Source organism: Niveispirillum sp. (assembly GCF_017996735.1).
Lineage (GTDB): Bacteria > Pseudomonadota > Alphaproteobacteria > Azospirillales > Azospirillaceae > Niveispirillum.
Genome location: NZ_JAGOGJ010000002.1, coordinates 174,401 through 193,642 on the forward strand (window position 1 = coordinate 174,401; position 19,242 = coordinate 193,642).

Below are 19,242 nucleotides of genomic sequence, written 5' to 3' on the forward strand. Positions count from 1 at the left end.
CCACCCAACTTGCACCCCGCCGGAGAGAGACCGGCGGGGTGTTTTGTTTTGGGGGATCGGCGCTGGCCTTCTATGGAATGTCTTACCCCCCTGCGACCAAACATCCCCCCGCCAATCATTCCCCCGTCATTTGATTTATCGCAACGCGCGCCGGTTGGGAGCGGCCTAGGGTACGGTCAGGGTGGGTTGGCCACCGAACTGTTCATGACCGTTCCCAAGGGGTGCCCCGATGTCCGGGCAGGAGACATTGCTGGAGAAAGCCGCTGCCGCCGATGCGGCGCAGGCGGCGTTCGAGACGGTGAAGGCGCGCAAGCCGGCCATGGTGCCGAAGGCGGCCGATGTGCCGCCGCCCTCGCTCTATGCCGCGCGCGTCAAGGTGCAGCCCAAGTCGGTGACGGGCAAGTACCGCACCATCAAATGGGCGGTGCTGATCTTCTGCCTGACACTTTATTATCTGGCGCCGTGGATCCGCTGGGACCGGGGGCCGGATGCGCCGTCCCAGGCCCTGCTGATCGATATCGGGGCGCCGCGCGCCTACCTGTTCGGGATCGAGATCTGGCCGCAGGAGGTCTATTTCATCACGGGCCTGCTGGTGCTGGGGTCGCTGGGTCTGTTCCTGGTCACGGCCCTGTTCGGGCGGCTCTGGTGCGGGTACGCCTGTCCGCAGACGGTGTGGACTGACCTGTTCATGCTGGTCGAGCGCTGGATCGAGGGTGACCGGGGCGCGCGCATGCGCCTGGACAAGGCGCCGATGAGTGCCGAGAAGGTCGTGAAGCGCACGGCCAAGCATGGGGCCTGGCTGGTGATCTCGCTCGCCACGGGCGGCGCCTGGGCGCTGTATTTCAACGACGCGCCGACCTTTGTGGTCGAGTTCTTCACGGGTCAGGCCAGCCTGGTCCAGTATTTCTTCGTGGGCCTGTTCACCACCACCACCTATGTCCTTGCCGGCTGGGCGCGTGAGCAGGTCTGCACCTATATGTGCCCCTGGCCACGTTTCCAGGCCGCCATGCTGGACGACCAGTCGATGGTGGTGACCTATGAGCGCTGGCGCGGGGAGAAGCGCGGGCCGCACAAGGCGGGCACAAGCTGGGACGGACGCGGTGACTGTATCGATTGCGGCCAGTGCGTGGCCGTCTGCCCCACGGGCATCGATATCCGCGACGGGTTGCAGCTTGAATGTATCGGCTGCGGCTTGTGCATCGACAGTTGCAACCAGATCATGGACAAGGTGGGCCGCCCCCGCGAACTGATCACCTTCGACACCGAAGCGCGGCAGCAGGCGCGCGCCAAGGGTGGCCGCGCCAAATGGAAGATCGTGCGCCCGCGCACCATCATCTATGCCGGGCTGCTGGTCCTGGTCAGTGCCGTGATGCTGGCCGCCCTGTTGATGCGGACCACCGTTGAAGTGAATGTCCTGCGTGACCGGGCACCGCTGTTCGTGACACTGTCTGATGGCGGGGTGCGCAACGGCTATACGCTGAAGGTCCTGAACAAGCGGCGGGAGGAGGTGGATTTCCTGCTGACACTGAAGGGCCTGCCGCAGGGCCACCTGCTGGTCCAGGATGTGGGCGAGGCGGGGGACGGCCAGTCGGTCATCCTGCACGCCAAGCCCGACAAGGTCGCCACCTTCCGCGTCTTCGTCACGGCCCCGCCGGACAAGGGTCGCGACGAGCGGGTGGATATCGAATTCGTGCTGACCAACCCGGTGCGCGGGGAGGGCGACGCCTATGACGCGGTGTTCGTCGGTCCCCATATCGCCGGCCGCGCAAGGGAGTGAGACATGGTCATGACCATTGAACAGCCGCGCAAGAGCAACTGGATTCCCTGGGTCTTCGTGGGCGCCATGCTGATCGTCATCGCCGTCAACGCCGTGATGGTGACCTATGCCATCAATTCCTATTCGGGACTGGCGGTCGACAAGCCTTATGAACGCGGCGTGCATTACAATGACGTGCTGGCGGCCCAGAAGGGGCAGGACGCCCTGGGCTGGCGCGTGTCGGTCAATGTGGAGGCAGGGCAGCTTGTCATGCGCGTCCAGGACCGGGATGGCCAGCCGCTGAACCATATCGGCATCACGGGCCGCCTGGAACGGCCGGTCAGCAATGACGCGCCGCTGCCGCTGGGCATCACGGCCGTGGGCGACGGCCAGTATGTGGCCCGGCTGAACACGCCGCATCCCGGCCAGTGGGATGTGAAGGCGGCCCTGCGCCATGGCGACGACCAATATCTGCTGGTTCAGCGGATCATGGTGCCGAAATGACATCCGTCAAGGCCGGTGCCGCCAGGATCGTGACCGATCACGGTTCATCCGTGGGATGTGCCCATTGCGGGCAGCCCGTGGCGGCGGGGGAGCGTTTCTGTGGAACGGCCTGCGCCGAGGCCCATGCCCTGATCCATGATCTGGGCCTGGACGCCTATTATGCCCGGCGTGATGCCGCCGCCCCCACCCCGGCGGGGGAGGAGGAGGCGCCGCTGGACCTGTCGTCGGCGGTGGAGACGCTGCCCGACGGGTCGCATTGTTTGCGGCTGGTGGTGGATGGGGTGACCTGCGGGGCCTGTGTCTGGCTGATTGAAAGTGCCTTGCGCCGCGAGGCGGGTGTGACGGCGGCGCGGGTGAACCTGACGACGCGGCGCCTGTCGGTGACCTGGGCCGGCGGTGCGGAGGGCATGGCGGAAAGGCTGGCCGGCATCGTGCGCCGCCTGGGCTATCGCCCCGCCGTGGCGGGCATGGACGGGGCCGATGATCCGCAGAAACAGGCGGAAAAGGAACTGGTCCGCGCCATGGCGGTGGCCGGATTCGGCATGATGAACATCATGCTGCTGTCCGTTTCCGTCTGGTCCGGCCATGCCGGCAGCATGGGTGAGGCCACGCGCACCCTGATGCACTGGCTGTCGGCCCTGATCGCCATCCCCATCGTGGCCTATGCGGGAAGGCCCTTCTTCCGGTCGGCCATCAATGCCCTGAAGGCCGGGCGCACCAATATGGATGTGCCCATCTCCCTGGGTGTGACGCTGGCCACCAGCGTCAGCCTGTGGGAGACGGCGCGGCATGGGGAACATGCCTATTTCGACGGCGCCGTCATGCTGCTGTTCTTCCTGCTGGTCGGGCGGTTTCTGGATGCCCGCGCGCGGGGTCGGGCACGGAGCGCGGCCGAACATCTGCTGGCCCTGGGCCGCGCGCCCGTCATGATGCTGAACGAGGCCGGGGCCGCCGTGCCCACAGCCCCGGCGCAGGTGCCCGTCGGCGCGACGGTGCTGGTCGCGGCGGGGGAGCGGATCGGCGTGGATGGCACCGTGGCCGATGGCGTGTCGGACATCGATACATCGGTCGTTACGGGCGAAAGCCATCCGCAGCCCGCCCGCCCCGGCGACAGGCTGTTCGCCGGCATGGTCAACCTGTCGGCGCCGCTGCGCCTGACGGTGACGGCGCGGGGCGAGGGCACCCTGCTGGCCGAGATCGTGCGGTTGATGGAGGCGGCGGAACAGGGCCGCGCCCGGTTCGTGGCCCTGGCCGACCGGGTGGCCCGTTCCTATACGCCGGTGGTCCATACCGCCGCCCTGACCACCTTCCTGGTCTGGGTGCTGTGGGTGGGCATCGCCTGGCAGAGCGCGCTGTTCATCGCCGTCGCGGTGCTGATCATCACCTGTCCCTGCGCCCTGGCGCTGGCCGTGCCGGCGGTGCAGGTGGTGGCCACGGGCCGGCTGATGCGCGGCGGCATCCTGCTGAAATCCGCCACCGCGCTGGAACGGCTGGCCAAGGTCGATACGATCGTGTTCGACAAGACGGGCACGCTGACGCTGGGCCGGCCGGACCTGCTGCCCGATCCCGCCCGCGACATGGCCGATCTGAATCTGGCCGCCATGCTGGCGCGGGCCAGCCGTCACCCGCTGTCCCGCGCCATCGTCCGCGCCGCCGGCCCCGGCCCCGTGGCCGACGGGGTGCGGGAGGTGCCGGGTGCCGGCCTGGAATGGCAGGGGCCGGAGGGGCTGGTACGGCTGGGCCGCCGGGGCTTTGTCGGACCGGTCAGCGTGCCGGGCGGCCTGATCGAAGGGCCGGAACTGTGGCTGTCCCGGCCGGGCCGGCAGCCGATCCGCTTCACCTTCGCCGATGCGCCGCGCGCCGATGCGGTGGCCGTGGTGGCCGACCTGCGGCGCAAGGGATACCGCCTGGCCCTGATTTCCGGCGACCGCGAACCGGTGGTGGCCGCCATGGCGGCCCGCCTGGGCATCGAGGACTGGCGGGCCGGTGTGGACCCGGCGGGCAAGGCGGCGGCCCTGGCGGAAATGAAGGCCAAGGGGCGGCGCGTGCTGATGGTCGGCGACGGGCTGAACGATGCGGCGGCCCTGTCGGCGGCCGATGTCTCGGCCTCCCCCGGCAGTGCCGTGGACGTGGCGCAGAATGCGGCCGATGCCGTGTTCCAGGGTGACAGGCTGGCGCCGCTGGCCGAATTGCTGGACGTGGCGCGCAAGGCCGACCGGCTGGTGCTGCAAAATCTGGGCTTTTCGCTTTTCTACAATCTCTGCGCGGTTCCCATCGCCATGCTGGGCCATGCCACACCGCTGATCGCGGCCCTGGCCATGTCCAGTTCGTCGCTGGTGGTGCTGGCCAATGCGCTGCGCCTGTCGCGCCGGGCGCCGGAGGGACGTCGATGACCAGCCTTCTGTTCCTGATCCCCATCGCGCTGGGCATGGGCCTGATCGGCCTGGTGGCCTTTCTCTGGTCCGTGCGCAGCGGACAGTTCGAAGACCTGGACGGGGCGGGTGCCCGCGTCCTTTTCGATGACGGGCAGCCCCTGCCGCCGCCCGCCCCCCAACCTTCCAAGGAGAAACATCGTGACTAATATTGTTCTGCGTCTTGTCGGCATCGCCCTGGGCTTTCTGGGCCTGTTCCTGGCCGCCGGTGCAAAGGACCCGGGCATGTTCCTGGGCGGTATGCTGTTCTGCCTTTTCGGCGTGGCGCTGAACTTCTGGCTGATTGCCCAGGACTACCCGCATCACCACCAGAGCGCGTAAAGACAAGCCGGGGGCGGATGCCGCCCCCGGCATCCGTGCTTCAGGTCATTGCCCCTTGAAGGCCAAGTTTTTATTTACGCGGCCATTTCCCGCTTCATGCAATGTCCGGAATCAGTGTAAAGGAGTCCCTATCCATCAGTTTCGGCATGTCGGGCAACATGGACGGGCATTTGATCGGAAGTGACAGGGTCTGCTGGCCGGACATGCTGCGCATGGTCCGTGGCACAAGGTTCTGGACACTTACCCAGATGGCCGCCCAGTTGAAGGTGTCGCCCGCCGCCTTGCGAAGCTGGGAATCCGGTTATGATGTGCCCGACCCGGCGGCGCAGCGTCTGGTTCGCGATCTTCTGGACACCCCCGTGGGGGAGGCGCAGTTGACGGCGATCATCCGGGGCAGCACGGCCTGTCGTTACCTGTTCCGGGCCGACCGGTCGCCGCAGGTCGGCAAGCCCAGCCGCATCCTGGAATTGAGCGACGCGATGGTGGCCGAGCAGCCGTTCGGCCGGGATGTCTTCTTTGCACCGCGCACGCCGCAGCACGTTGAGTTGACGGCGGAATCCGATGCCGTCCTGAACAGCCAGGGCAATTTTTATGGGGGTGAGATGGTGATGGCCACCATGCGCCTGATCTGGCTGCAATATGTACAGGGGGGCATGACCGTGCGCCACGCCCTGACCCGCTGGGTGCCGATGCGCCTGCCCGACGGCACCCCCGTCTGTCTTTATGAACGCCGCACCGTAACGCCCTCGGCCTATCTGGCCCTGCCGGCCCAGCCCATCTTCACGCCGCTGGATGGGCTGGTCGGCTGAAGGCCACCCTGTCAGCGCCCGCATTGACGCGCCGGGGCGATTGATCTAATGCCAGGGCATGTCCACCAACGGACCCGCCAGCCGTGCAGATGAACCCGCCGATCCAGGCCGACAGCGACGATTCCCAGGCGCCCCGCATCCTGACCCTGGCCCTGCAACGGCTGCGGCCGCGGCCCGATCAGCCGCGCCGGCATTTCGACCTGGATTCGCTGGACGAACTGGCGGCCAGCATGGCGCGGGTGGGTGTGCTGCACCCGCTGCTGGTACGCCCCGCCGTGGACGAGGAGGGGATGTACGAGATCGTGTCGGGCGAACGGCGCTGGCGGGCGGCCAGGCGCCTGGACTGGGACTGGCTGCCGGCCCTGGTCACCCGTGGCGATGTGGACGAGATCGCCCTGATCGAGAATTTACAGCGTCAGGACCTGAACGCGCTGGAAGAGGCGGCGGCGCTGCAGCGGCTGATGGACAAGCATCATTATACCCAGGATGCGCTGGGCCGGGCCATCGGGCGCACCCAGGGGCAGATCAGCTCCACCCTGCGCCTCCTGAGCCTGCATCCCGATATCCTGGACCTCTATCCGCAACATGAGCGGCAGGTGTCGCGATCCATGCTGGTGGAACTGGCCACGATCGACGATCCCGACCGGCAGATGGCCCTGTGGGACCGCGCCTGCCAGGGTTCGCTCACCGTGCGCGCGATCCGGGCGGAAAAGGCGGCGCAGGGCCCGGCCAATGACCCGACGGCGGGACTGTCCACCGATAAGGTGACCGTGGCGCTGCGCCATGTGGACAGGACCGTGACGGCGCTTGAACAACTGCGCGTGGGGCCGGCCGGCCTGACCGACGGGCAGCGCGCCCATCTGGCGGCCCTGTCCCGGCGGATCGCGGCGCTGATCGGGTGAGTTGGGGTTGACGGCACCACGTGGTGGAGGCCGGTCCACGATGGGGACCGAAATTTCGCGCTGCGATATTGCATGGATACCCGTCGCAATGAATAATCGTTCTACCGCCGGGGAAATCATCCCCGCGCGGCCATGGGGCGGAGGCGTGCATGCGGCATGTGCGGGCGGCCCTGGCGCTGTTTCGTGGACGGGCAGAGGATCTGCCCCCCGTTTTCGACGCGGCCTGCCGGGACATTGTCGAGGATCTGGGCGTCAGCAGTGGCAGCGTCTGGTTTTTCGATGATGACGGGGCCGCCATCGAATGCGCCGCCCTGCATGACAGCCGCGATGCCCATCTGCCGCGCGGCGCCCGGCTGAACGATGCCGATGCTGGCGCGTATTTCAAGGCCTTACGCCAGGAACGGCGCATCGTGGCCGAGGATGCCCTGACCCATCCGGCCACATCCTGCCTGCACGATTATCTGACGCGGCGCGATGTGCGGTCATTGCTGGACCATGTCGTCTCCACCCATGGCAAGGCGGTCGCCGTGATGTGCTGTGAACAGGGCGGGCGGATGCGGCGATGGTCGGAGCAGGACGAAGCCTATCTGCGGCAGATGTGCATCCTGCTGGGTGTCGCCTTCGATCTGCATTGCGAGGCGCGGCGGGCGGGCGCATGAGGCGTTAACGCGCCCGTCATGTTGCGGCGCACAAATTACATAATGGTTTCAAGCCTCTGGACCAAGGTCGAAGCGACCAAGGTCGGGGCTGTGTTAACCTTCCGTCTGTCCCATCGTGACAGCCTCAAGACCGACCCGGAAGCCCAATAACGGGCCGCCGGTATGGCGGCCATAATAGCCGGGGCCGGTCCGTCTGATGCTGACGTGCGAAAAAGGGAGGGCACATGGCTAATGTGGCAGCGGCCGGGGCGGAACCAGCTCCGATGACCAAGGAAGAGAAGAAGGTGATCTTCGCCTCTTCCCTGGGCACCGTGTTCGAATGGTATGACTTCTACCTGTACGGCTCGCTTGCGGCCGTCATCGCCAAGCAATTCTTCTCCGGCGTGAACGAGACGGCGGCGATGATCTTCGCGCTGCTGGCCTTTGCCGCCGGTTTCTTCGTGCGTCCGTTCGGTGCGCTGGTGTTCGGCCGGCTGGGCGACCTGATCGGCCGCAAATACACCTTCCTGGTCACCATCCTGATCATGGGTGCCTCGACCTTCGTCGTCGGTATCCTGCCCAATTATGCCACCATCGGCATCGCCGCCCCCATCATCCTGATCGGTCTGCGCATGCTGCAGGGTCTGGCGCTGGGCGGTGAGTATGGCGGTGCCGCCACCTATGTGGCGGAACATGCCCCGCATGGACGGCGCGGCAATTACACCTCCTGGATCCAGACCACGGCGACGCTGGGCCTGTTCCTGTCGCTGCTGATCATCCTGGCCTGCCGCTCCTCCATGTCGGTGGAGGATTTCGAGAGCTGGGGCTGGCGTATCCCGTTCCTGATCTCCATCGTGCTGCTGGGCATTTCCGTCTGGATCCGCCTGATGCTGAATGAAAGCCCGGCCTTCAAGAAGATGAAGGAAGAGGGCAAGCATTCCAAGGCGCCGCTGACCGAAGCCTTCGGCAACTGGAAGAACCTGAAGATCGTGATCCTGGCCCTGGTCGGTCTGGTCGCGGGTCAGGCCGTGGTCTGGTACACGGGTCAGTTCTATGCCCTGTTCTTCCTGACCTCGACGCTGAAGGTCGATGCCTATACGGCCAATATCCTGATCGCCGTGGCGCTGGCGCTGGGCACCCCGTTCTTCGTGATCTTCGGCACCCTGGCCGACAAGATCGGCCGCAAGCCCATCATCATGGCCGGTCTGGCCCTGGCCATCGTCACCTATTTCCCCATCTTCAAGGGCATCACCCACTTCGCCAATCCGGAGCTGGAACAGGCCGTTGCGACTTCGCCCGTCGTCGTGATCGCCGATCCGGCAAGCTGCTCCTTCCAGTTCAACCCCGTCGGCACCTCCAAATTCACCAGCTCCTGCGATATCGCCAAATCGGCGCTGGTGAAGAAGGGTATCCCTTATTCCAACGAAGTGGCCCCCGCCGGCACCCTGGCCGTGATCAAGGTCGGCGAGACCGTGATCTCCGCCTATGATGGCTCCGGCATGGCTGCCAAGACCGAGGTTTCGCTGCATGGCCCGGCCCATAGCAGTGCCGCCCCGGCCGATCCGAAGACCGCCGCCGCCGAGTTCGACAAGTCCCTGGGCGACGCGCTGAAGGCCGCGGGTTATCCTGCCAAGGCCAATCCGGACAAGATCAACAAGCCGATGGTTGTCGCCCTGCTGACCATCCTGGTGATCTATGTGACGCTGGTCTATGGCCCCATCGCCGCCATGCTGGTGGAGATGTTCCCGACCCGCATCCGCTACACCTCCATGTCGCTGCCCTACCACATCGGCAATGGCTGGTTCGGCGGGTTCCTGCCGGCCACCAGCCTGGCCATCGTGGCGGCCACCGGCGACATCTATTCCGGTCTCTGGTACCCGATCATCGTTGCGGCCGGCACGCTGGTCATCGGCCTGCTGTTCGTGAAGGAGACCAAGGACGTGGACATCTACGCCGACGATTGATGTCCGGCGCGGGTCTGTCGATTTCCCCCTAAAAACTTGGCGGGTGGTGAAAACCATCCGCCATATTCTTTTTTTGTGAATTGTGTGCTTGCGTCCGTGTCCGGATGCGCATTCAATCCTTCTTTCCAAGAAAGCGGCGGAACAGCCGCGGGCATGAACGGTCGGGAGGGGCGAAGGGAATGTCGATCCGGGTTCTGGTGGCCGACGATCATCCGTTGATGCGTGCCGCCCTGTGCCAGTCGGTGGTGGGCGCCATGCCCGACCTCGGCACCGTGGAGGCCGCCTGTTTCGCCGATGTCGAAGCGGCGCTGCGGCGCGAACCGGGCATCGACGCCATCCTTCTGGATTTGCACATGCCGGGCATGAACGGGCTGATCGGCCTGGCCCTGTTGCGCAACGAACATCCGACCATCCCCATCATCGTGGTGTCGGCATCGGAAGATGCGGCCACCATCCATCGTGCCATGGAATATGGGGCGGCGGGCTTTGTGCCGAAATCCGCCCCCATCACCCATATCGGCGACGCCATCCGCGCCGTTCTGGACGGGGCCGTCTGGCTGCCCACGGCCGGCACGTCGGCCGGTACTGTTGCCCCGGCACCCGATGCCGATATGGCCGCCCGCGTGGCCGGCCTGACGCCGCAGCAGTTGCGCGTGCTGGCCGGCATCGCCGAGGGCAAGCTGAACAAACAGATCGCCTATGAGATGGGCGTGGTGGAAACCACCGTTAAGGCCCATGTCACGGTCATTCTGCGCCGCCTGGGTGTCGTCAGCCGCACCCAGGCCGCCATCGTGGCATCCAGGCTGGCCCTGGCGCCGGTGGAGGCGCAGGCGGAGGCGTCGTAGGTCAGGTCGAGGCGAATGCCTCACCCTGACAGCAGGGCTTTCAATTCCCTGCTGTCAGCGACGCGAACCCTTACCGGTCCTTCACATAAGGCCGCCCGCTGGCCTTGGGCGGGATGGCCTTGCCCACAAAGCCGGCCAGCAGCAGGACCGTCAGCAGATAGGGCAGCGCCTCGATCAACTGTACCGGCACCTCGCCGATGCCGGGCAGGGCCACGCCCTGCAACCGCGTCTGCAGCGCGTCGGCAAAGGCGAAGGCCAGGCAGGCGAACAGGGTTGGCACCGGCTTCCATTTGCCCAGGATCAGGGCGGCCAGCGCCAGGAAACCTTTGCCGGCCGTCATGTTGGTCTGGAACCCGGCCCCTTGCGCCGTGGACAGGTAGCTGCCGGCGATGCCGCAAAGCACACCCGCGATCAGGACCGCCTGATAGCGCAGTGCCGTGACCGAGATGCCGGCCGTGTCCACGGCGGCGGGGTTTTCCCCCACGGCGCGCAGGCGCAGGCCGAAACGCGTGCGGTAGGCGATCCACCAGGTCAGCGGCACGATGGCCAGCGCCAGATAGACCAGGATGTTGTGACCACTGACCAGTTCATAATAGATCGGGCCCAGCAGCGGCACGCCGCGCAGCGTCTCCGCCAGCGGCAGGGTCAGTTCGCCGAAACGGGCATCGGCCGGCAGGTTGGGGGTGCGGCCCCCCATCTGGAACCAGGCATTGCCCAGAACGGCCGTCAGGCCCAGGGCCACGATGTTCAGCGCCACGCCCGACACGACCTGATTGCCCTTGTGCGTGATACAGGCGAAGCCATGCAGCAGGGCCAGGGCCAGCGACGCCAGGATGCCGGCACCCAGGCCGACCCAGGCCGAACCATAGATGGCGGCGGCAGCGGCCGAGGCGAAGGCCGCCACCAGCATCTTGCCTTCCAGCCCGATATCGACCACGCCGGCCCGTTCCGAATAGAAGCCGGCCAAGGCCGCCAGCAGCAGCGGCGTCGCCAGGCGGAACGTGCTGTCCAGCAGCGACAGGAAACCCAGAAGCGTATCCATGGCTCAGGCCCCCGCCGGCTTGGCTGCCGCTTGCGCGCGGCGCGTGAACAGGCGCACCAGGGCCGGGCGGAACATATGTTCCAGGGCACCGGCGAACAGGATCACCACACCCTGGATCACCACCACCAGTTCCCGGCTGATATTGGGATAGTCGAAGACCAGTTCCGTGCCGCCCTGATAGAGCGCGCCGAACAGCAGGGCCGCCGGGATGATGCCCGCCGGATGGTTGCGGCCCATCAGGGCGACGGCGATGCCGGTGAAGCCCAGGCCGGCCGGGAAATTCAGCAGCAGCCGGTGCTGCACCCCGTGCAACTCGTTCACGCCCAGCAGCCCGGCCAGCGCCCCCGACAGGGCCATGGTCACCACGATCACCTTCTTCGGATCGATGCCGGCATAAAGGGCCGCATTCTCATTGGCGCCCGTGGCGCGCAGCGCGAAGCCCCAGCGCGTGTGCCAGATAAAGGCCCAGACGGCGAAACAGGCCAGCAGCGCCAGGAACAGTGAGAAGTTCAGCGGCGAACTGTCCATCTCAATCCCGATCGTCGCCATCATGTCGGCCATCATGGGCAGGAACATCGACGCGCTGAACGCCTCGCTCTCCGGCGACATCTGGCCCGGTTTGATCAGCACATTGACCATCAGATAGACCATCAGCGAGGACGCGATGAAATTGAACATGATGGTCGTGATAACGATATGGCTGCCGCGATAGGCCTGCAGCCAGCCGGGAATGGCTGCCCACAGCGCGCCGAAGGCGGCACCACCCAGCACCGACAGCGGCAATGCCGCCCACCAGGGCCAGCCGGGCAGGGCCAGACAGACCAGACCGACGCCCAGGCCGCCGATATAGGCCTGCCCCTCGCCCCCGATATTGAACAGCCCGCCATGGAAGGCGATGGCCACCGCAAGGGCGGTGAAAATCAGGCTGGTCGCGTAATAGAGCGTATAGCCAATGCCCTCGCCCGTGCCGATGGCACCGCGCAGCATGGTGCCCAGCGCACCCAAAGGGTCCTCCCCGATGGCCAGGATGACCAGGGCGGACACGGCCAGCGCCAGGCCCACATTGAGGACGGGCAGCAGCAGGCCCGTCACCCACCAGGGAAGATTGTCGGAACCGCCCGCGCTCATGCCGGAACCCCTTCAGCGACGGGAGCGTCCTTGATGCCCGCCATCATCGTGCCGATCCGGCTTTCATTCGCTTCGGCCGCCGACAATTCGCCCACGATCTCTCCGTCGCACATCACCAGGATGCGGTCGGACAGCGCCAGGATCTCATCCAGTTCGGCCGAGACCAGCAGGATGGCCTTGCCCCGGTCGCGCAAGCTGACAAGCTGGCGGTGGATGAAGGCGATGGCGCCGATATCGACACCGCGCGTCGGCTGTCCCACCAGCAATATATCCGGCTCCCGCTCCATCTCCCGCGCCATCACCAGCTTCTGCTGGTTGCCGCCGGAAAACAGGGACGTGCGCAGGTTTGGGTTGGGCGGGCGCACATCGAATTGTTCCATCAGCGAAACAGTCTTTGCGACCACTTGCTTCCAGTTCAGCCGCCAGCCCTTGGACAGGGACTTGTCCTGGTGATAGCCCAGGATGGCGCTTTCATGCGCCGGGAATTCCTTGATCACGGCCAGTTTCAGCCGATCTTCGGGCACATGGGCCAGCCCCCGGCGGCGGGCGTCGGCCGCGTCATATTTCGTGGCCGGATGGATCTCCTGCCCCTTCAGCGTGACCGTTCCGCTATCGAAACGGCACATGCCGGACAGGACCTCCAGCAACTCGGACTGGCCATTGCCGGCCACACCCGCCACGCCCACAATCTCGCCCGCCCGGACATTCAGGCAGGCATCCTTCAGGGTGGTGACGCCGCGCCCGTCAATGACGTTCACATTCTGCGCCGACAGCAGCACATCGCCCGGATGGGATGGCGCCTTGTCCACGGAAAGCGAGGTCTTGCGGCCCACCATGGCATCGGCCAGGGCCTGGCGGTCGGTCTCGGCGGTGATGAATTCTGCCACCACCTGACCCCGGCGCAGCACCGACACGCGGTCGGTGATGGCCATGATTTCCTTCAGCTTGTGCGTGATCAGCAGGACGGTGCGACCCTGCTGACGCAGCCGTTCCAGGATGCGGAACAGTTGTTCCACCTCCGGCGGGGACAGCACGGCCGTGGGTTCGTCGAGGATCAGCACCTCGGCCCCGCGATACAGCGCCTTCAGGATTTCCACGCGCTGCTGCACGCCGACGGGCAGGTCGGAGACCAGCGCGTCCAGCGGCACCTCCAGCCCGAATTGCCGCTCCAGTTCCCGCACCTCCGCCCGTGCCCGCTGCATGGCGGGGCCCAGGACAGGCCCGCCCTCGTGCCCCAGCAGCAGGTTTTCCAGCACGGTGAAGGTCTCCACCAGCATGAAATGCTGATGCACCATGCCGATGCCCAGGCGGATGGCATCCTGCGGCGTACGGATATCGACCTGCTTGCCACGCACCAGAATCTCCCCCGCATCGGCCTCATAGAAGCCGTAGAGGATGCTCATCAGCGTGGATTTGCCGGCCCCGTTCTCCCCGACCAGCCCATGAATGCTGGAGGGGGCGAAACGGAGCGTGACGTCGCGGTTGGCATGGACCGGGCCGAATCGCTTGTCGATGCCGACAAGTTCGACCGCCCAGGCGGGGGAAACGGGGGGAGGGGCGGCCGACATGGGTCCTGCTCAGGCGCGGAAGTCAGTCAGGGGGTGATCAGTACTTGCAGCCCTTGGCGTCGTCATAATTGGCGACGGTACGGGTGCCGGACTTGATCTCGGCCGTGGCCTTGTCCACGGCTTCCTTCATGGAAGGCGTGATCAGGGCCTTGTTATTGTCGTCATAGGCCCAGCCCACGCCATCCTCCTTCAGGCCCAGGCGGCGGTGGCCGGCCTTCCAGGTGCCGTCCTGCGCGGTCTTGAACGCTTCATAGGCGGCGACATCCACGCGCTTGACCATGCTGGTCAGCACCTTGCCGGGGAACAGGTAGTTCTGGTTGCTGTCGACGCCGATGGACAGCTTGCCGGCATCGGATGCGGCCTGCAGCACGCCCATGCCCGTCTGTCCGGCGGCGGCGAAGATCACGTCCGCGCCCCGGTCGAACTGGCTTTTGGCCAGTTCGGACCCGCGCGTGGGATCGGCCCAGGCGGCGGGGGTGGAACCTGCCATGTTGGCCAGCACAGAGGCCTTGGGGTTGGTGGCCTTCACGCCCTGTTCATAGCCGCAGGCGAAACGGCGGATCAGCGGGATATCCATGCCGCCGACAAAGCCCACCGTTCCCGTCTTGGACGCCAATGCGGCCAGCACGCCGACCAGATAGGAGCCTTCATGTTCGGCGAATTCGATGGACTGCACATTGGGCAGGTCCACCTTGCCGTCGATCAGGGTGAAGCGGACATTGGGGAACTCCTTGGCCACCTTTTCCACGCTGGGCGCCATGGAGAAACCGACCGACACGATGATGTCGGCGTTGCGGCTGGCCAGACGGCGCAGGAACTGCTCGCGCTGCGCCTCGTTCGTCACCTCGAACCAGCGGAAATTGGTGCCGGTATCCTTCTTGAACCGTTCGGCCCCGTTATTGGCCCCCTCATTGAAGGACTTGTCGAAACGGCCGCCCATGTCGAAGACGATGGCCGGTTCGAACCCGAAGGCGGGTGCGACCGTGGCGGCGGTGGACATAAAAAGGGCAAGGGCCGCACAGGCGGCACGGCGGGTAAAATTCATCGGCTCCGTTCCGAACAGGGGAACCCTTCTGGTGGCCTTGTGCGCGGGTGCCACCGGGAAAGGGTCCAAGCAATCATACCAGCCTGTGAAGCTAGCCAGTTCGCGGGCGCACGGCAAGGTGACAAAGCCGGCCTTGCCCTTCGGCGATGCGGAATCTGCGACCTGTGTCACATCGCCGCCCTGTGCCCGCGGGGAGGCACTGTCAAATAACTGTAGCGTCCGGGGCGTATGAAACCCGGTAGCGATCCTTACGTGCCGGAGTCTGCCGTTCCATGTCCGACCAGCATTTCCTGACCCATGAAGAGTTCGAGGCCATCCAGGACAGGGGCGCATCGCCGGACAGCGAACCGACCTTCGGAGAGGTGGTGCAGCAGCGGCTGGGCCGGCGCGATATCCTGCGCGGCATGCTGGGCACCAGCGCCATTGCCGCCTTTGCGCCCGCGATTCCCGCCGCGCTGATGGGGGGGGAGGCCCGGGCGCAGGGCGCCGGGGGGCAGGCCGGATTCGGATTCGCGTTCGAGGAGCTGGAACGCGGTGTCGACGGCAAGCATCATGTGGCACCGGGTTACGATGCCGATGTGCTGATCCGCTGGGGCGACCCGCTGTTCGCCGACAGCCCGGATTTTGATCCGTACAAACAGACGGCCGACAGCCAGTTGAAGCAGTTCGGCTATAATTGCGACTTCACGGCCTATTACCCGCTGCCGCTGGGTTCCAGCAGCGCCGACCATGGTTTGTTGTGGGTGAACCATGAATATACCCAGGCCGAGATGATGTTCCCCGGTCTGGCGCCCGAGGGGCAGGACAAGTACCCGCCGGAAGCCGTCACCAAGGAGATGGTGGATATCGAGATGGCGGCCCATTCGGGCAGCATCGTCGAGGTCCGCCGGACCAAGGATGGCAAATGGTCCTATGTGAAGGGCGGCAAGTTCAACCGCCGGCTCAACGCCCTCAATACCCGGATGGCCTTTACCGGCCCGGCGGCCGGCCATGCCCGCATGAAGACAAAGGATGATCCCGACGGTCGCACCGTCATCGGCATGCTGAACAATTGCGCCGGCGGCGTCACCCCCTGGGGCACGGTCCTGTCAGGGGAGGAGAATATCGACGGCTATTTCATGGGCACGATCGACCAGACCCATCCCGAACAGCGCAATTACGACCGCATGACGGTGCCGTCGCCGCTGTATCAGTGGGGCCGGTTCCATGACCGGTTCAACATCAACAAGGAGATCTATGCCGCGAATCGTTACGGCTGGATCGTCGAGATCGACCCCTATGACCCGACCAGCACGCCGCGCAAGCTGACGGCGCTGGGCCGGTTCAAACATGAAGGGGCCGGTGTCACCCTGAACAAGGATGGAAGGGCCGTCGTCTATATGGGCGATGATCAGCGGTTCGAGCATGTGTACCGCTTCGTATCCAAGGGCAAATTCAACCCGGCCGACCGCAAGGCCAACATGACGCTGCTGGACGAAGGCACCCTGTCGGTGGCGCGATTCGATGCCGACGGCACCGTCACCTGGCTGCCGCTGGTCCACGGGCAGGGGCCGCTGACGCCGGCCAACGGCTTCAAGGATCAGGGCGACGTGGTCATTTCCGCCCGGATCGCGGCCACGCTGCTGGGCGCCACCCGCATGGACCGGCCGGAAGATATCGAGGTCAATCCCCGGACGGGGCTGGTCTATGTCATGCTGACCAACAATGACGACCGGCTGCCCGACAATCCCATCCACCCGGTCCAGGCCAGGCCCAATGCCGCCAACCCGCGCCCGGCCAATAGCTGGGGCCATATCGTGGAGATGACCCCGCCCGGCGGCGACCATGCGGCGGCAAAATTCAAATGGGAGATCCTGGTCAAGGCGGGCAACCCCGCCGATCCCAAGACGGGCGCCAGCTTCAACAAGGCCACCACGGAGAATGGCTGGTTCGCCTGCCCCGACAATTGCGCCTTCGACAGCATGGGCCGCCTGTGGGTCGGCACCGATCAGGGCAGCAAATGGCAATGGACGTCCGGTTCGTCGGACGGCATCTGGGCCGTGGAGACGCAGGGGCCGCTGCGCGGGACGGCGCGGCTGTTCTTCCGCGTGCCGGTGGGGGCCGAACTGACGGGCCCCAGCTTCACACCCGACGACCAGACCCTGTTCATCTCTGTCCAGCATCCGGGGTCGGACGCGGTGGACAAGGTGACGAAGTCCGGCAACCGGCAGGGCACCTTCGCCGATCCGGGTACGCGCTGGCCCGACTTCAAAGACAATATGCCGGCCCGGCCGTCCGTGGTGGTGATCACCAAGAAGGGTGGGGGGGTGATCGGGGTTTGAGTTTTGCCCGCAGCGTTTTGCCCTCACCCTCCCGAATGCTGACGCATTCGGGCCCCTCCCTCTCCCACGTTCGTGGGCGAGGGGCGGACTCTGGCGTTGAGTGAAACTTTGCCCCTCGCCCGCTTGGCGGGAGAGGGGGGGGGCCGCCGCGCAGCGGTGGGAGGGTGAGGGCGAAGGGGGTGGGGTGAAGAGACAGGTCATCTTGTTGCAACGCATCGGACACTTGCCAACCCGCCCTGACCGATGTCACAAGCAAAGGTGACGAAACCGGAAGGCCGGTTCGTTCCTCTTGCATCCGCCTCCCTCCGCCGGCCCGCCATCCTTGCGGCCGGGGCGGGGCGTTTTTGATGGGTCGTGCCTGATGAAATCCGTGTTGCCGTCAACCATCGCCCTGTCCCGTCGTCAGTTGCTGCGCGGCGCGGGGGCCCTGGCCGTGGCGGCGCTGGCGATTCCGGCCGATCCGCGTCTGGCCTTCGGCGCCGTCAATTTCATCGATTATCCGTTCCAGCTTGGTGTGGCCTCGGGCGAGCCCTGGCCCGACGGATTCGTCATCTGGACCCGTCTGGCGCCGCGTCCGCTGGAACCGGGCCATGGCATGTCGGGCGATATCGTGCCCGTGGATTGGGAAGTGGCGGAGGACCGGCTGTTCCGCAAGGTGGCGGCCAAGGGCACCGCGCTGGCCCATCCCGAACTGGGCCATGCGGTGCATGTGGAGGTGGCGGGGCTGCTGCCGGGCCGTCCCTACTGGTACCGGTTTCGCTGTGGCGACCACCGGTCGATGCAGGGCCGCGCGCAGACGGCGCCGCCCGCCGACGCGCCGCTGGCCAAGCTGCGTTTCGCCGTTGCCGGCTGTCAGAATTATGACCAGGGCCTCTATACCGCCTTCGACCACCTGTCGCGGGAAGAGGTGGATTTTGTCTATCATTATGGCGACTACATCTATGAGGGCCTGTCCAAGCCCTTCTATTTCAGCCGCCATCTGGATGATGTGGTCCCCAGCCCGCGCCGTGCCGACCTGCCCGACCCCTATTCGGTGGACGAGTACCGGCGCCGCTACGCCCGGTACAAGATGGATACCGACCTGCAGAAGGCCCATGCGGCGGCCCCCTGGATCGCCGTCTGGGACGATCATGAGATCGTGGATAACTGGGCCAGCGACTTCAACTGGGACAATACCCCGCCCGACATTTTCCGCCTGCGCCGCGCCGCCGCCGCCCAGGCCTATTATGAACATCTGCCCTTCCGCCGCTCATCGCTGCCCGATGGCGCGCGCATGCAGCTTTACCGGAAGTTCAGCTTCGGCGATCTGGCCGACATGCATGTGCTGGACACTCGCCAGTATCGCAGCGACCAGCCCTGCCGCGACGGGTTCCGCCCCGCCTGTCCGGAGGTGGACAATCCCGCCCTGACGGTTCTGGGCGAGGCGCAGGAGAAGTGGCTGTTCGACGGGCTTGCGGGCGGCAAGGCACGGTTCAATCTGCTGGCGCAGCAGGTCATGCTGATGCCGTGCGACCGGGAACCGGGCGAGGCCAATATCCGCAACCTGGACACCTGGGACCCGTACCGCGTGGCCCGCGCCCGCCTGTTGAAACATATCCAGGGCAACAATATCCGCAACGCCGTGGTACTGACCGGCGACGAGCATCAGAATATCGTCGGCAACGTGATTTTCGACGACAAGGACCCGAACAGCGCCGTCGTGGCCAGCGAGTTTGTCGTCACCTCCATTTCCTCCGGCGGCGATGGTGGCGAACAGCGGCCGGCCACCAAGGGCATGCTGGCCGAGAACCCGCATATCAAGCTGATCAACGACCAGCGCGGCTATGGCATCTGCGAGGTGACGCCCAAGCATCTGACCATGGACCTGAAGGTGCTGGATCAGGTGACCACGCCCGGCGGCAAACTGTCCAGCCGCGCCAAGTTCGCCGTCGATCCGAATAAGCCGGGTGTGCAGAAGGGGTGAGGTT

16 protein-coding genes are annotated in these 19,242 nt (G+C 65.8%); 12 read left to right on the forward strand and 4 right to left on the reverse strand.

What is annotated here, in order from left to right; genetic code table 11:
* Window positions 1-229: 229 nt before the first annotated feature.
* The 10 genes from ccoG (at window position 230) to KBA48_RS01645 (ending at window position 10,171) form a co-directional block, all read left to right on the forward strand.
* Window positions 230-1,777 (forward strand): cytochrome c oxidase accessory protein CcoG, encoded by a 1,548-nt coding sequence (gene ccoG / locus KBA48_RS01600; protein ID WP_367273799.1) that lies wholly within the window; start codon window positions 230-232, stop codon window positions 1,775-1,777.
* A 3-nt stretch (window positions 1,778-1,780) separates the two neighbouring features.
* Window positions 1,781-2,260, forward strand: coding sequence for a FixH family protein (locus KBA48_RS01605; RefSeq protein ID WP_292903090.1), 480 nt, complete (start codon window positions 1,781-1,783; stop codon window positions 2,258-2,260).
* Window positions 2,257-4,653: a heavy metal translocating P-type ATPase gene (locus KBA48_RS01610; protein WP_292903092.1), complete on the forward strand. Its 2,397-nt coding sequence runs from the start codon at window positions 2,257-2,259 to the stop codon at window positions 4,651-4,653. The genes KBA48_RS01605 and KBA48_RS01610 overlap by 4 nt, the downstream gene beginning before the upstream one ends.
* Window positions 4,650-4,841 carry a cbb3-type cytochrome oxidase assembly protein CcoS gene (gene ccoS, locus KBA48_RS01615; RefSeq protein WP_292903094.1) on the forward strand — a complete coding sequence of 64 codons (192 nt, stop codon included), beginning with the start codon at window positions 4,650-4,652 and terminating at the stop codon, window positions 4,839-4,841. The genes KBA48_RS01610 and ccoS overlap by 4 nt, the downstream gene beginning before the upstream one ends.
* Window positions 4,834-5,013 (forward strand): hypothetical protein, encoded by a 180-nt coding sequence (locus KBA48_RS01620; protein ID WP_292903096.1) that lies wholly within the window; start codon window positions 4,834-4,836, stop codon window positions 5,011-5,013. The genes ccoS and KBA48_RS01620 overlap by 8 nt, the downstream gene beginning before the upstream one ends.
* Before the next feature lie 146 nt (window positions 5,014-5,159).
* On the forward strand, window positions 5,160-5,822 hold the full coding sequence (locus tag KBA48_RS01625) for a DNA-binding transcriptional regulator (protein ID WP_292903098.1): 663 nt from the start codon (window positions 5,160-5,162) through the stop codon (window positions 5,820-5,822).
* A gap of 89 nt (window positions 5,823-5,911) precedes the next feature.
* Entirely contained in the window at window positions 5,912-6,724 is an 813-nt protein-coding gene (locus KBA48_RS01630; RefSeq protein ID WP_292903144.1) for a ParB/RepB/Spo0J family partition protein, read from the forward strand.
* Window positions 6,725-6,873: 149 nt separating this feature from the next.
* Window positions 6,874-7,383 carry a GAF domain-containing protein gene (locus KBA48_RS01635; RefSeq protein WP_292903100.1) on the forward strand — a complete coding sequence of 170 codons (510 nt, stop codon included), beginning with the start codon at window positions 6,874-6,876 and terminating at the stop codon, window positions 7,381-7,383.
* A 224-nt stretch (window positions 7,384-7,607) separates the two neighbouring features.
* Window positions 7,608-9,326 (forward strand): MFS transporter, encoded by a 1,719-nt coding sequence (locus KBA48_RS01640; protein ID WP_292903102.1) that lies wholly within the window; start codon window positions 7,608-7,610, stop codon window positions 9,324-9,326.
* A gap of 179 nt (window positions 9,327-9,505) precedes the next feature.
* Window positions 9,506-10,171: a response regulator transcription factor gene (locus KBA48_RS01645; protein ID WP_292903104.1), complete on the forward strand. Its 666-nt coding sequence runs from the start codon at window positions 9,506-9,508 to the stop codon at window positions 10,169-10,171.
* Between the two features lie 70 nt (window positions 10,172-10,241).
* Here the strand turns inward: KBA48_RS01645 and KBA48_RS01650 are convergent, their stop codons facing one another.
* From KBA48_RS01650 to KBA48_RS01665, 4 genes are read right to left on the reverse strand one after another with little or no spacing between them, the layout of a single operon-like run.
* Window positions 10,242-11,213, reverse strand: coding sequence for an ABC transporter permease (locus tag KBA48_RS01650; RefSeq protein ID WP_292903106.1), 972 nt, complete (start codon window positions 11,211-11,213; stop codon window positions 10,242-10,244).
* A 3-nt stretch (window positions 11,214-11,216) separates the two neighbouring features.
* Window positions 11,217-12,341, reverse strand: a complete 1,125-nt coding sequence (locus tag KBA48_RS01655; protein ID WP_292903108.1) for an ABC transporter permease — start codon at window positions 12,339-12,341, stop codon at window positions 11,217-11,219.
* A complete protein-coding gene (locus KBA48_RS01660; RefSeq protein WP_292903110.1) occupies window positions 12,338-13,909 on the reverse strand; it encodes an ABC transporter ATP-binding protein in 1,572 nt (523 codons plus the stop codon). Before KBA48_RS01660 ends, KBA48_RS01655 begins: the two co-directional genes overlap by 4 nt.
* Window positions 13,910-13,946: 37 nt before the next feature.
* On the reverse strand, window positions 13,947-14,909 hold the full coding sequence (locus KBA48_RS01665) for a BMP family ABC transporter substrate-binding protein (RefSeq protein ID WP_292903146.1): 963 nt from the start codon (window positions 14,907-14,909) through the stop codon (window positions 13,947-13,949).
* Between the two features lie 317 nt (window positions 14,910-15,226).
* Between KBA48_RS01665 and KBA48_RS01670 the strand changes: the two genes are divergently transcribed.
* Window positions 15,227-17,275 carry a PhoX family phosphatase gene (locus KBA48_RS01670; RefSeq protein ID WP_292903111.1) on the forward strand — a complete coding sequence of 683 codons (2,049 nt, stop codon included), beginning with the start codon at window positions 15,227-15,229 and terminating at the stop codon, window positions 17,273-17,275.
* Window positions 17,276-17,636: 361 nt separating this feature from the next.
* Window positions 17,637-19,238, forward strand: a complete 1,602-nt coding sequence (locus tag KBA48_RS01675) for an alkaline phosphatase D family protein (RefSeq protein WP_292903113.1) — start codon at window positions 17,637-17,639, stop codon at window positions 19,236-19,238.
* Window positions 19,239-19,242 lie beyond the last annotated feature (4 nt).

Excerpts from the sequence above, each read along its gene's own strand:
- ccoG (WP_367273799.1), top strand. The coding sequence starts at position 230 with ATGTCCGGGCAGGAGACATTGCTGGAGAAAGCCGCTGCCGCCGATGCG.
- KBA48_RS01605 (WP_292903090.1), top strand. The coding sequence starts at position 1,781 with ATGGTCATGACCATTGAACAGCCGCGCAAGAGCAACTGGATTCCCTGG.
- KBA48_RS01610 (WP_292903092.1), top strand. The coding sequence starts at position 2,257 with ATGACATCCGTCAAGGCCGGTGCCGCCAGGATCGTGACCGATCACGGT.
- ccoS (WP_292903094.1), top strand. The coding sequence starts at position 4,650 with ATGACCAGCCTTCTGTTCCTGATCCCCATCGCGCTGGGCATGGGCCTG.
- KBA48_RS01625 (WP_292903098.1), top strand. The coding sequence starts at position 5,160 with ATGTCGGGCAACATGGACGGGCATTTGATCGGAAGTGACAGGGTCTGC.
- KBA48_RS01630 (WP_292903144.1), top strand. The coding sequence starts at position 5,912 with ATGAACCCGCCGATCCAGGCCGACAGCGACGATTCCCAGGCGCCCCGC.
- KBA48_RS01635 (WP_292903100.1), top strand. The coding sequence starts at position 6,874 with ATGCGGCATGTGCGGGCGGCCCTGGCGCTGTTTCGTGGACGGGCAGAG.
- KBA48_RS01640 (WP_292903102.1), top strand. The coding sequence starts at position 7,608 with ATGGCTAATGTGGCAGCGGCCGGGGCGGAACCAGCTCCGATGACCAAG.
- KBA48_RS01645 (WP_292903104.1), top strand. The coding sequence starts at position 9,506 with ATGTCGATCCGGGTTCTGGTGGCCGACGATCATCCGTTGATGCGTGCC.
- KBA48_RS01650 (WP_292903106.1), bottom strand. The coding sequence starts at position 11,213 with ATGGATACGCTTCTGGGTTTCCTGTCGCTGCTGGACAGCACGTTCCGC.
- KBA48_RS01655 (WP_292903108.1), bottom strand. The coding sequence starts at position 12,341 with ATGAGCGCGGGCGGTTCCGACAATCTTCCCTGGTGGGTGACGGGCCTG.
- KBA48_RS01660 (WP_292903110.1), bottom strand. The coding sequence starts at position 13,909 with ATGTCGGCCGCCCCTCCCCCCGTTTCCCCCGCCTGGGCGGTCGAACTT.
- KBA48_RS01665 (WP_292903146.1), bottom strand. The coding sequence starts at position 14,909 with ATGTCCACCGCCGCCACGGTCGCACCCGCCTTCGGGTTCGAACCGGCC.
- KBA48_RS01670 (WP_292903111.1), top strand. The coding sequence starts at position 15,227 with ATGTCCGACCAGCATTTCCTGACCCATGAAGAGTTCGAGGCCATCCAG.
- KBA48_RS01675 (WP_292903113.1), top strand. The coding sequence starts at position 17,637 with ATGAAATCCGTGTTGCCGTCAACCATCGCCCTGTCCCGTCGTCAGTTG.